11 protein-coding genes are annotated in these 12,388 nt (G+C 48.1%); 9 read left to right on the top strand and 2 right to left on the bottom strand.

The annotated features are described in order from the left end of the window. Entirely contained in the window at positions 1–2,043 is a 2,043-nt protein-coding gene (locus HB364_RS11095) for a hypothetical protein (RefSeq protein WP_167288047.1), read from the bottom strand. A 159-nt stretch (positions 2,044–2,202) separates the two neighbouring features. Beyond that, complete coding sequence (locus tag HB364_RS11090) at positions 2,203–3,171, bottom strand: glycosyltransferase family 9 protein (protein ID WP_167288046.1); 969 nt, start codon at positions 3,169–3,171, stop codon at positions 2,203–2,205. A gap of 50 nt (positions 3,172–3,221) precedes the next feature. Here HB364_RS11090 and HB364_RS11085 point away from each other — a divergent pair, with 50 nt between their 5' ends. From HB364_RS11085 to HB364_RS11045, 9 genes are all read left to right on the top strand, one after another. Further along, the gene (locus HB364_RS11085; protein WP_167288045.1) at positions 3,222–3,662 is read left to right on the top strand and encodes a hypothetical protein; all 441 of its coding nucleotides are present in this window, start codon (positions 3,222–3,224) and stop codon (positions 3,660–3,662) included. Then, positions 3,662–4,645, top strand: coding sequence for a hypothetical protein (locus HB364_RS11080; RefSeq protein WP_167288044.1), 984 nt, complete (start codon positions 3,662–3,664; stop codon positions 4,643–4,645). The genes HB364_RS11085 and HB364_RS11080 overlap by 1 nt, the downstream gene beginning before the upstream one ends. Positions 4,646–4,785: 140 nt before the next feature. After that, the gene (locus HB364_RS11075; RefSeq protein ID WP_167288043.1) at positions 4,786–6,126 is read left to right on the top strand and encodes a TolC family protein; all 1,341 of its coding nucleotides are present in this window, start codon (positions 4,786–4,788) and stop codon (positions 6,124–6,126) included. Between the two features lie 28 nt (positions 6,127–6,154). Beyond that, the gene (locus HB364_RS11070) at positions 6,155–7,438 is read left to right on the top strand and encodes an efflux RND transporter periplasmic adaptor subunit (protein ID WP_167288042.1); all 1,284 of its coding nucleotides are present in this window, start codon (positions 6,155–6,157) and stop codon (positions 7,436–7,438) included. A gap of 40 nt (positions 7,439–7,478) precedes the next feature. Beyond that, on the top strand, positions 7,479–8,225 hold the full coding sequence (locus tag HB364_RS11065) for an ABC transporter ATP-binding protein (RefSeq protein WP_208419935.1): 747 nt from the start codon (positions 7,479–7,481) through the stop codon (positions 8,223–8,225). A 12-nt stretch (positions 8,226–8,237) separates the two neighbouring features. Further along, positions 8,238–9,464 (top strand): ABC transporter permease, encoded by a 1,227-nt coding sequence (locus HB364_RS11060; protein ID WP_167288041.1) that lies wholly within the window; start codon positions 8,238–8,240, stop codon positions 9,462–9,464. A 72-nt stretch (positions 9,465–9,536) separates the two neighbouring features. Continuing rightward, positions 9,537–10,607: a sensor histidine kinase gene (locus HB364_RS11055; RefSeq protein WP_167288040.1), complete on the top strand. Its 1,071-nt coding sequence runs from the start codon at positions 9,537–9,539 to the stop codon at positions 10,605–10,607. After that, a complete protein-coding gene (locus HB364_RS11050) occupies positions 10,582–11,295 on the top strand; it encodes a LytR/AlgR family response regulator transcription factor (RefSeq protein WP_167288039.1) in 714 nt (237 codons plus the stop codon). The genes HB364_RS11055 and HB364_RS11050 overlap by 26 nt, the downstream gene beginning before the upstream one ends. A 9-nt stretch (positions 11,296–11,304) precedes the next feature. Continuing rightward, positions 11,305–12,387 carry a Gfo/Idh/MocA family protein gene (locus HB364_RS11045; RefSeq protein ID WP_167288038.1) on the top strand — a complete coding sequence of 361 codons (1,083 nt, stop codon included), beginning with the start codon at positions 11,305–11,307 and terminating at the stop codon, positions 12,385–12,387. Position 12,388 lies beyond the last annotated feature (1 nt).

Here is a 12,388-nt window from a genome sequence, read left to right as displayed (position 1 = left end):
TTATAGTTCCCACGATTCAAACGAAGTGCCGCTTACCAGGTTGATTGAATGCCTGGTATTATCGTCATTTCTCAAATTGCCCGCCGCAAGGCCTGCATTGGTCCACGCGGCAGTGCCCCTTGTTTTATACGCACATTGATCAAATACACACTTATTACCAGCGGTACCGGGCACGGGAGAATGATGGTCCTGCAATTCCGTATTAAAGTTGAGCGTACTGCCCACCGCTGTGGCCCATCCCACATGTGCAAATGAATGCACAACTGCACCATCTACTGAAAAATTCCAGGTGCCGGGCGCAGGAGGCCCGGAAGAAGAGGAGGAAGACGATGACGATGACGGCCTGGGAGCCGCAGCAGGTTGCGTTACTTCAGCACTAAACACATGCGCCCCATCTGCGTGAGCCGGATACCAATGCATGTGATAGGTATTTGCACCAGGTCCCGCCTGCACTTCGCAATAGAACCGGTAGGTAACAGCCGCAGAACCAGCAACCCGGTCGGTAGAAAATCCCATCTGTGCCCAAAGCCAGTCAGCAGAATTCGCTGCCGTCTGGTTAACCACCCCTACCCAGGTAGTACTAAAGGCCGCGAAAGTAGCGGTGGGCGCACAGGGTAAGGTTACATTTCTGGATGTGATCCTTGCTTTAAAGCCTACTAAATTGGCAACACCTTTATTAGCGCCTACATAGTCCCTGTTATTGGGTGAAGGTCCGCAGGAAGATGAACTGCTTCTCCGGGAAGAGGAAGAAGAAGATGGCCGCGGACTACCGGAACTTATACCCGAAGACGGTGGTAACCGTGGTTCGGAAGAATTGCTTTGTGTTGAAGACGACAAGCCGCTCAGCAGACTGCTTTGTCCCGAAGACGATAACCCGCTTTGCGCGGAGGAAAACTGGCCTCCCGAAGAAGATGGACTACTTTGTCCGGACGAAAACTGACCAGAGGAAAACTGGCTGCTTTGCGCCGTTGAGGAAGACAAACCTCCGCTGGAAAATACCGAAGGAGCCGGGCCGCAATTGGCAGAAGGCAGGCCAAGTCCGCTTGAATTCTGTCCTGCAATCGTAATACCCAACGCCGCCATTACAGGTCCTATATGATTGGCTACACCTTCTTTCCGGAAAAAAGTGCCTGAGGAAGAGCTATGGAGAAAGCTAATCACATTACGGTTAGCGGCCCATAGCAGGCCCACTATTTTATTGGCATCATTGACCAGTACAGCGCCTGAATCGCCAAAATCAGCAAATACACCGGCGCCGGTTGGACGAACAAGTATCTGGCTCCCATCAAACATCACTTCCACCACCCTGCCCTCCGTAATTTCTGTTCCGGCGCCGCGCTTCCTCACCCGTTCAAAGCAAACTGCCTGCGCTACACCGGTAATGGCCCCGATGCCTTCAATATGATTCTGCATGGAGCTGCTTGAAACATCCAGTCTCAGCTTCTCCGTCAGATCAATCAGCGCACAATCTACATTGGTATCCTTCTGTACTTTGAAAACCGTACCAATGTCACCACACACACAACAACAACAGGTACTATAGGTAGGCTGCCCTACTTTCATACCTACTGCTGCATTAGGATTGGCAGGCGCATGTACACCCTGCGCCACAACATGCTCACAGGTAAGCGCCATCAATTTCCCCGAACTGGAGCTGATAGAAGTAACCAATACACCCAGGGTACCGGCCAGCCGCTCACGGTCGCCATCCACCCTGTCTGTTCTCACTTGTATCCCTCCCCTCAATGGCCGGTGGCGGCTCCTGTCGGCAATAGCGAGCACTTCGGCCCTGCACAGCACGTCTGTTTTAATACCTAATATATTGGTGGGAATTATTTCAGCAGGCGGTAAAGCTTCACGGGGTTTCTTTTCTTTTACATATACCCTGAAGCAAAGATGTTCAGACAGCTCACCATTGATCTCTTTCACACCTATGCCTACATGATCAATAGTGGTGATTGATTTCAATTGAGCTTCTACCATGGGTTGAAGCCTGATCAGGCGTTCCTGTTCGCGGAGTATTTGTTCCCAATGCAAATTCATAACGAAATTTCAAATGATTGTACCAATAGAAATTTCTGTTCAGGTGTATAGACCTTAACTTTTGTGGGTAAGAAGTAAATTTGCAGGGATTATTAAATATACACTACTTATTGGTGTTAGAAAAAAAATATTTCTGCTACAAACGCCTGTTAGTACAGATTAATACTTATTGTCAAGGTAAAGATTGATCTTTTGCACCACCTCTTCCACGGAGATCATATCCATGCATTTGGGTAGAAAGCCTACGGGATGCATGCACAACTGGTCCGGCGCATCTTTCTCATCCCCATCGCCCAGCGGCAATACGCGCGAACGCCAGCATCCGCCGGTAGCGCAGCAGGGCAAGGCGCCGATGGTATGCAGGAACTGATGCCCGGGATAAGCTTCCCACTGAACAGGTTCCCTGCCACCGGCAATAACTACACATGGACGTAAACGCGGCGACCCGTTATTCATGGGCACAGCAGCCGCCAGGTGCATTAATAAGGTAACAGGACATACGATCCCGGCGCTATGATATACAAGGCGTACAAGCTGCCGCAGGTCCGTCTTGCCCCGCAGATCAATCACGTTGTTCAGCGGAGGATGATTGTGCACCAGCTCACCCACCTGTACAAACTGTATCCTTCCCAGGAAATGGTCTACCACTTGCTGGCAACGGCTGGCATCCCACCACTTACAGGTAAAATCATACTTGCCGCCTGATACGATGACCCAGAAAGGCTTATCGTTCCCGGTGATCTCCTGCACCTGTGATATCCAGCTCATTTCCTGTTCCGACAAATGAATATCACCTTTAAAAGCAGTAGGATAAATGGCAGTTCCCAACTGGAAGTTCAGGTATTGGATAAACCCGTGAATGAAATGGTACGGTAAAGTATTGCTCTGGTGGATAAGCGGGTAATTCATTGGAATACAGCGTACGTCCGGGTCGCTCTCCTCAAGCGGGGTGATGAAAGGATTTTGCTCCCACAATCCCGGACTGCTGGTCCTTACGTCGGTAAGGTAACGGCCGGGATACAGCAGGTGAAGGTCCCTCACCGCAGCCGTGAGCATCACAATATCACCTGGAGATTGATAATTCTCAAGGATGAGTTTCTGCGGCGCTGTTTCTTTTTCGTTTACCATATAGGAACGTTAGGAAATAATGAAGTATCTTCAGGAAGGTAAAAAAAATTATGCAATGGTTGCTATTCTTACTCCTGTTAATGCAATCCTCTATGCAGGGACCTGACGATATGGCCACCAACGAAACGCCCCCTATAGCAGGGTGGTACCAGGTTATAGAAACGGACCAACCGGCTACCTGGAGTAAGCAGCAACTGTTCCAAATTTACCCGCAATCTCCCGCCGCCGGCAATAATATGTTTATCCTGGGCGGATTTACCAACCAAGGCGCCAGTGTGCAGGCTTCATTCGCAAACCAGCACCTGCAATTCCCCCGGCAATCTGTAAAAGTCATTCCCAAAGGAGGAGATGGAAAACAGGAATGGACAATTGATATGGAAGCCGATGGAACATTTAGCGGCGTCACCCTCGAATTAAACTATCGTCTCTACCGGTCTGATGCCGGGATAGAGACCGGAAAAATAAAAGCCACTAAAACCCCATACGAGTAATGCCTGTAGAAAAAAAAGCGGATACCGGCCATGACTATGGTATCTATACCATCGGCGATGATAACTTTTTTGCAGGCATTGTTGCCGCCATCAATGCTTTAAAATACTATGGTTACAAGGGCCCTATAGCGGTGTTTGATCTTGGGTTCGAGCCCTGGATGGTGGACTACCTCAACGAATATGACCATGTAACGGTATTGGATATGGCACCGGTCACCAGGCATATCCGTTTTACAGATGTAAAAACAGATGAAAGCCCCATCATGCGGGGATGGGCTTATAAAGCATTCGCCATTGTTCATTATAATCTCTTCCGCAAATGGACCTTTATTGATGGTGACTACCTGCCGCTTTGTAACCTGGAAAAAGAATTGCTGCCACTGATCGAAGCCGGCCATATCATTTTCTCCGAAGATGGCTGGAACACCTGGGGCATAGAACATGAAATGGCTACCGGCGTAAAACCGGGCAACTATATGAATGTTAACGCAGGCTTTATCAGTCTCGACATGGAGGAGCATGGATATATCGTACATGAATGGCGCAACCTCATGACCCGCAGAAAGCCTTTTGACCTGTGGTATGGCGACCAGGGAGCGCTGAATGTGATCCTGGATAAATGGGAAGTAGAAAAAACAACGCTCGATAAAGCCCTGTGGAACCAGACCTGGCTGAATGATGAAATGGCCAGGGAGAACCATTGCCAACTGGTACATGACCCGGATGACATACATGTGTGGTATGGCCCCACCAATAAGCGCATCATGGGTTGGCATGGCGCAGGCTGGTACAAGCTATGGCACCAGGCAGGCATTGATCATTACAGGAAACATGACGCAACAGAAAGAGAAAAGTTTTATAAAGAAAGTCAGGGCAAGTCGCCCTGGCCTATCGTAGAGATCTTCGAATACTTTTTATTCCTCGACCAGTTCCATACCCCCTTAAAGAGAAAGGGCCACCTCATTGCAGAAATGGCCCATTAATTCCTCTGCTATCCTTACGCCCTCTTTTCCCGGTTAACAGCAATGTTTTGCCGGTTGGTCGTATTTAGCAACCTACCCCTTTCATTCCCAGGTAGTTTTGGGTTGGCATTCACGCGTGGATGCTTTCTAATACACGGGATATGAAAAAGACAATCATTTTTTTAACACTACTGACAGGCTTTGTTCCTGCACTGGTATACGCACAGGATACCTTACTGCAACACCTCCCGCCCACCTGGACGCTGGAGAACAGTATTGCTTATGCTAAACAAAACAATATCACGGTTAATACGCAAAAGCTCAATACCCGCCTGGCAACGGAAGACCTGTCACAATCAAAAGCAGCCAAATTACCCAGCCTGTCGGGATCTGTTTCCCAATCCATGGTGAACAGTTCGAATGCCGACCCGGTAGTAGGCGGTTTTCAAACACAGGCCAATTTCAGCAGCAACTATTCGCTCAGTTCCTCCTTTGTACTGTACAATGGCAATTACATTAAAAATGATGTGAAGGCAAAAGAGCTGTCGTTAAAAGCAGCCAACCTGAACGTACAGCAAACGGAGAATGATATTACCCTGAGCATCACACAGGCCTTTTTAAACATATTACTGGCCAAAGAGAATATTGTATATATGGAAGAAGTACTGGCTACTTCCCGCGAGCAACTAAAGCAGGGACAACAGCAGTTCGACGCCGGTAACCTCTCCCGCAAGGAATTACTGCAGTTTGAATCGCAGGTGGCCACCGATGAGTACAACCTGGTGAATGCCAACAATACCTACCGGCAGAATAACCTCACGCTGAAACAACTGTTGTTGCTGCCTTCCACTTATAATTTTGAAGTTACCGTACCTGCCAACCTTAATGTACCTGCCGATACCCAGCCGCTGGCGCAGGCACAGGAAGCAGCGCAACAAAAAAGACCGGAGATACAGAACGGACAAGTGGCTGTTCAACTGGCGCAGGTAAACCTGGCCAAAACAAAAGCAGGCGCCCTGCCTACGATCAGTTTAGGTGCTTCCTTATCTACCGGCTATTCCGACAACCGGGATGTTACTTACCTGAAACAATTGAATACTAACTTTTATCAGTCAGTAGGTATTAACATGAGCATTCCTATCTACAACAAGCGGGTAAACAAAACCAATATTGCCAAATCGCAAATATTGATAGACCAGGCAAAGCTGGCCCTGCTGGATACCAAAAATACCCTGAACCAACAGGTAGAACAGGTTTATATCAACTGGCAGAATGCCATCGCCCAGTACACAGCCGCCAACACACAATTAAAAGCAAGCGAGGAAACTTACAATATCACCAACGAGCAGTTAAAGTATGGCTCTATCAACATGGTGGAATTATTACAGCAGAAAAATACCTACGTACAGGCCACCCAGTCTTTTATACAGGCCAAGTACAGCAGCATCCTGTACAATAAGATCTATGATTTCTATGCAGGGGTGCCTGTAACATTAAACTAATTGACAACGGAAATAAAAAGGTTATACAATGAAAAAGTTAAAATGGCTTATTTGGATAGTGGTGATCGCAGCGATAGGCGGTGCCACCTGGTTTTGGAAATTCAGGGAGGAAAAGACCGCCATCATCCTGAATACCGCAAAACCTCAATACGGTACGATTGCCAATTCCGTTACCGCTACAGGGACCATACAACCGGTAGATACCGTGGCCGTTGGTTCACAGGTTTCGGGCACCATCAATAAGGTGTTTGTTGATTTTAACAGTACGGTAAAGAAGGGACAATTGCTGGCGCAACTGGATAAGTCGTTGCTGCTGGCGCAGGTACAGCAGATCAACGCCAACCTGCAACAGGCAAAGTCGAACCTTACCTACCAGCAAAGCAATTTTGACCGTCAGTCAAAACTATATGACGTAGGCGCTATCAGTAAAGCCGAACAGGAAACCGCCTTATACCAGTACAATGCCGCCAAAGACAATGTGAACAGTGTAGCGGCGCAACTGGCATCGGCCCAACGCAACCTGTCCTTTACAGATATTTATTCGCCTATTGATGGAACCATATTGTCGAGGGCTGTAAGCGAAGGGCAAACCGTCGCTTCCAGCTTCAGTACTCCTACCTTATTCAGTATTGCCAAAGACCTTACTAAAATGCAAGTACAGGCTTCGGTGGATGAGGCAGATATAGGCAATGTGGCCACCGGGCAACGGGTGGATTTTACAGTAGATGCTTTCCCCGATGCCACGTTTAGCGGTACCGTGAAAGAGATCAGGCTACGGCCTTCCACCTCCGCCAACGTGGTTACCTATACCACCATCATTGATGCGCCCAATGCAGAACAGAAACTGAAGCCTGGTATGACAGCCAATATCATTATCTATACACGGGAAGTGGACAATGCCTTACTCGTGCCGGCCAGTGCCTTCAGTTTTAAGCCAGATTCCACGCTGGCCAAACTATATCACATTGAAAATACAAGGTCCGCACAGGGGCATGGCAACCATCCGAAACGCGATACCGTTCAATCCTCAACAACCGGTAAAGACACTGCACGGAAAAACAGTACTGAGAAAACAAATTTTGTATGGGTGAAGCATGACAGCACGCTTGTACGCCGCCGTGTAGTAACCGGCATGAGTAATGAAACGGAGCAACAGGTAATATCCGGCCTTACGCCAACAGACGAAGTAGTGACCGGTTATGAACAGGTAAAAGGCAAACAAACAGCCAAGTCAGAAAATGCCAGTCCTTTCATGCCTAAACGTCCGGGTGGTGGTAGCAGGAGCGGCGGTGGTGGTGGCCGTGGTATGTAATAACCACTTTTCATTCTTTCATCACCTAAAGCATTATGATATGTCAACAACAATCCTCGATATAAAAAACCTGAAGCGCGAATTTAAGATGGGCAGCGAAACAGTGCGTGCATTGAAAGGCGTATCCTTTCATGTGGAGGCCGGTGAGTTTGTGACCATCATGGGCAGCAGCGGATCGGGCAAAACAACTTTACTGAATATATTGGGCTGCCTGGACAAACCTTCTGACGGAGATTTTTTACTGGATGATGTGAACGTAGGCAGCTTATCACGTAATGAACTGGCCAGGCTGCGCAACAGGAAGATCGGCTTTGTATTCCAGTCGTACAACCTGCTGGCCCGTACTTCAGCATTGGAGAATGTAGAACTCCCCTTGTTGTATAATAAAGAGATCAGCGCCCATGAAAGGCAACAACGGGCCATGCACTCCCTGGAAGCTGTGAAGCTGGCCGACAGGCTGGACCATTTGCCCAATCAATTGTCGGGCGGCCAGCAGCAAAGAGTGGCCATTGCGCGAGCGTTGGTGAATGAACCCGTCATGATACTGGCCGATGAGGCTACCGGTAACCTCGATACAAGAACTTCCTATGAGATCATGTCGCTGCTGCAGGAATTGAACCAGCAGGGTAAAACCATCGTATTTGTGACGCATGAACCGGATATTGCCGCCTTCAGTACGCGCACGATCATGCTGAAAGACGGCCGGGTAGTAAAGGACGTGAAGAATGAAAAGGTGCGCTCTGCCAAAGAAGCGCTGGCGACTTTGCCTGTACAGGATGACTATTAAAAACATTGAGACATGAATGCAATTAATCTTTTACGAATAGCCTGGAAGGCCCTGTTGCGGAATAAGCTACGGGCTTTCCTAACCATGCTGGGCATTATTATAGGTGTAGGCTCCGTGATCACTATGGTGGCCATTGGCCAGGGGTCCAAACAAAGCATCCGGGACCAGTTGTCTACCATGGGTTCCAATATGATCAACATACGCCCCAGCAGCAATGTAACGGTGGGTGGTGGCGCCAGGCTGGGCGCTTCGGGCCTCCAAACATTAACGCTGCCCGATGTAACTGCCATTGAACAGCAGGCGCAGCATATTACAGATGTATCACCGGCCGTTACAGCCAATGGTCAGGTGATCAATGGTTCACTGAACTGGCCAACCAGCATACAGGGCGTAAGTCCCGGCTACCTGAACATCCGCCAGTGGAAATTAAAAAGCGGTACGCCTTTTACGGATGAAGATGTGAAGACTTCTGCCAAGGTAGCGCTCATAGGACAAACCATCGTAGAGAATGTATTCCCGGCCGGTGAAGATCCTGTAGGAAAGATCATCCGCTTTAACAAAACCCCTTTTAAGGTGATTGGCGTACTGGAAGAAAAAGGGGAGAACACATTTGGCCAGGACCAGGATGATATTATCATGGCGCCCTATACCACTGTACAAAAGCGGTTACTGGCTATTGATTATGTGCAAGCCATCTATGCCTCCGCTATCAACGAGCAAAGCTCCGACACAGCCACCAATGAAATAACCGCTATATTGCGTAAGCAACATAAGCTGAAAGCTACAGACGACAATGATTTTACCGTGCGTACACAGGCCGAACTGATCAGTACCATTAGCTCTACCAGTGAATTACTGACGGTACTGCTGGCAGCCATAGCCGGTATTTCATTGATAGTAGGCGGTATTGGCATTATGAACATCATGTATGTTTCTGTGACAGAACGTACCAAGGAGATCGGGTTGCGCATGTCTATCGGCGCGCGGGGTATTGACATCCTGTTACAGTTCCTGACAGAAGCTATTTTTATCAGCATTACCGGCGGTGTTATTGGTGTGGCGCTGGGGATTATTGCCTCGCAGGTAATCACCTGGCTGTTGTCATGGCCTACACTGGTTTCCCAGTCGTCTATCATCCTATCCTTTCTGGTATGCGCCGTTACAGGAGTATTCTTTGGATACTACCCTGCCCGCAATGCATCCAGGCTGGACCCAATAGAGGCACTGAGGTATGAATAAACCTGAAGCCGGAAGTCCGAGGTCTGAATTGCTGACCTCGGACCTCTGACTTCAGACTTCAAATTTTCATTCATGAGTACTGAATTAACTATAGAAAGCAGCAAACGTTGGAAAAGAATATTACTGCATACGATCGTATGGCTAATGGTTTTCTCATTGCCCTACCTGCTTCGCCTCTATGATAACCGGTTGAGGGAAAACCCCGATGCCATTCAGTTCTTTTATCTCGGCAACCTGACAAGCATTTGCTGGGTAATTACTTTTTACCTGAATGCTTATGTATTCATTCCGAAATTCCTATACCCCAAAAAATATAGTATACTGGTGGTATTGTTATTGGTTACATATAGTGTAGCCATCGCCCTTCATTCTTTATTCTATGAATTAATCATTACCAACCGGCCTTACCGGCTGATGAATGCCATCAGTTTCAACCTTCCACCCTTCCTGATGTGTGTAACGGCTAGTATTGCCTACAGGCTGATTGCCGATAAAGCAAAGAACGACCAGCTATTGCAGGCCAGGCAGCAGGAAACCATGCAAAGCGAGCTATCCTTTCTGCGCTCGCAAATAAGCCCGCATTTTATGTTCAATGTGCTCAACAATATGCTGGCCATGGCCAGGGCAAAAAGTGATCAACTGGAGCCTACTATTTTAAAACTGTCCTCCCTCATGCGTTATATCCTGTATGAATCTGACGGGGAAAAGGTGCTGATCAAAAAAGAAACGGAATACCTGGAAAGTTATATCGACCTGCAACGGCAACGGCTGAGCAGCAAGGTAGTGCTGAAAGTAAGTATCCACGCTCCCGAAGGCAACCAGGAAATAGCGCCCATGCTGCTGATCCCCTTTATTGAGAATGCCTTTAAGCATGGGACCGGCTATATGGAAAAGCCGGAAATACACATTGATCTGTACGTAAAAGAAGAGTCATTGCATTTCACTGTCAGCAACAAATTCAATCCCGCCACCACAGAAATAAAAGATAAAACTTCGGGCATAGGACTGGCAAATGTAAAAAGACGCTTAAATTTATTGTATCCGGAACGGCACAACCTGCTGATCACGGACAATGATAACTGGTTTACAGTATCATTGCAAATAAATTTAGCCGACCATGTTAAAGTGCATAGCAGTAGATGATGAACCACTGGCTTTACAACTGCTGGAAGATTATATAGACAAGGTACCCTACCTGCAATTGATCGCCACCTGTCCTGACGCCTTTGAAGCTACCGCTATTTTACAGCAGCAGGAAATTGATCTTGTATTCATAGATATCCAGATGCCGGGCCTTACCGGCATCCAGTTTATACAAAGTCTTTCCCAAAAGCCCCTATTCATCCTGATCACCGCGTATGAGAAATTTGCGCTGGAAGGCTATACCCTGAATGTAGTAGACTATTTACTGAAACCCATCGCACTTACCCGGTTCATGCAGGCCTGCAATAAGGCACTTGAACTATACCAGCTCAGGCATGGCCAGTCCTCCCCGGCCAATAAGGAAGCAGCCAGTTACTTTTTTGTAAACGTTGATTACAGCCTGGTGAAGGTCCTATACCAGGAGGTGATGTGGATAGAAGGGCTGCGCGACTATGTGAAGATCCACCTGAAACCGCCTGCCAAACCCCTGATGGTACGCAGCACGGTAAAAAACATGGAAGAGGAATTACCGGCATCAAAATTCATACGCATCCACAAGTCTTATATTGTAGCTATTGAAAGCATTACTTCTGTGCGTAAAAACAGTATTTTTATCGGCGAGCTGGAACTGCCTGTGGGTGAAACCTACCGCGAAAGCATTGACCAGCTCACCAAAAGAAATTTATAATTATCCCCGATGACCAAACTTCGTTCTGCCATTATAGGCTGTGGTAAAATGGCGCAGGTACATGCGCCGGCTTTGATGAATATTGAGGAAACGGAACTGGTGGCCGTTCAAAGCCGCAGTATGGAAAAGGCCACTGCTTTTGCTGCTAATTACCAGGCGCAACCATATACCGATATAGCCGATATGATCCGCCGGGAGAAGGTGGATATCGTAGTGATCTGCACCCCTCATCCTGCTCATAAAGCAGGCGCCCTCACCGCTTTTGAAAACGGCGCCCATGTGCTGGTGGAAAAACCACTGGCCATCAGCCTCAGCGACTGCGACGACATGATCAGGGCTGCTGACGCTGCCGGTAAAAAGCTGGGCATGATCAGCCAGCGCAGGTTTATACCGGCCTGCCTGCGTATCAAACAGGCTATTGACGCCGGCAAGCTGGGCACCCCGATGCTGGGTTTTGTAGTGATGTACGGCTGGCGCGATGAAACCTATTACAAAAGTGATCCCTGGCGGGGTAGCTGGGAAGCGGAAGGAGGTGGCGTATTGGTTAACCAGGCGCCTCACCAGTTGGACCTGCTGCAATGGTTTATGGGTAGTGAGTTTGAAGAGTTATATGGTGTATGGAGCAATATTAACCATCCTTATATTGAGGTAGATGATACCGCTGTAGCCATTGTACGTTTTAAGAATGGCGCTGTAGCCAATATCATGGTGAGCAATGCACAGAAGCCAGGTATTTATGGTAAGGTACATATTCATGGCTCCAATGGCGCTACCGCCGGCGTGCAAACCGATGGCGGCAGTATGTTCCTGCCGGGCAGGTCAACCATCCAGGAACCGCCTTTAAATGACCTGTGGACCATCCCCGGTGAAGAAGCTATGTTACAACAGTGGCAACAGGAAGATACAGTACTCTTTAATTCCGTTAATCCGGTAGAATATTTTGTACGGCAGCAACAGCGTGATTTTATCCTCGCGGTTGCCGCACAGCGCCAACCATTGGTAAGTGGCCGGGATGGAAGAAGAACTGTAGAACTGTTCAATGCCATCTATCGCTCCACACAGGAAAGGAAACCTGTAAAGTGGCCTTTATGAC

This window comes from Paraflavitalea devenefica, from assembly GCF_011759375.1.
Lineage (GTDB): Bacteria > Bacteroidota > Bacteroidia > Chitinophagales > Chitinophagaceae > Paraflavitalea > Paraflavitalea devenefica.
Note: the sequence above shows the minus strand (reverse complement) of the source record. Positions and strands in the feature narration are given on the sequence as shown.

Bases quoted from the DNA above. Each gene is read 5' to 3' on its own strand.
- HB364_RS11065 (WP_208419935.1), top strand. From the start codon at position 7,479: ATGTCAACAACAATCCTCGATATAAAAAACCTGAAGCGCGAATTTAAG.
- HB364_RS11080 (WP_167288044.1), top strand. From the start codon at position 3,662: ATGCCTGTAGAAAAAAAAGCGGATACCGGCCATGACTATGGTATCTAT.
- HB364_RS11060 (WP_167288041.1), top strand. From the start codon at position 8,238: ATGAATGCAATTAATCTTTTACGAATAGCCTGGAAGGCCCTGTTGCGG.
- HB364_RS11075 (WP_167288043.1), top strand. From the start codon at position 4,786: ATGAAAAAGACAATCATTTTTTTAACACTACTGACAGGCTTTGTTCCT.
- HB364_RS11055 (WP_167288040.1), top strand. From the start codon at position 9,537: ATGAGTACTGAATTAACTATAGAAAGCAGCAAACGTTGGAAAAGAATA.
- HB364_RS11045 (WP_167288038.1), top strand. From the start codon at position 11,305: ATGACCAAACTTCGTTCTGCCATTATAGGCTGTGGTAAAATGGCGCAG.
- HB364_RS11090 (WP_167288046.1), bottom strand. From the start codon at position 3,171: ATGGTAAACGAAAAAGAAACAGCGCCGCAGAAACTCATCCTTGAGAAT.
- HB364_RS11070 (WP_167288042.1), top strand. From the start codon at position 6,155: ATGAAAAAGTTAAAATGGCTTATTTGGATAGTGGTGATCGCAGCGATA.
- HB364_RS11050 (WP_167288039.1), top strand. From the start codon at position 10,582: ATGTTAAAGTGCATAGCAGTAGATGATGAACCACTGGCTTTACAACTG.
- HB364_RS11095 (WP_167288047.1), bottom strand. From the start codon at position 2,043: ATGAATTTGCATTGGGAACAAATACTCCGCGAACAGGAACGCCTGATC.
- HB364_RS11085 (WP_167288045.1), top strand. From the start codon at position 3,222: ATGCAATGGTTGCTATTCTTACTCCTGTTAATGCAATCCTCTATGCAG.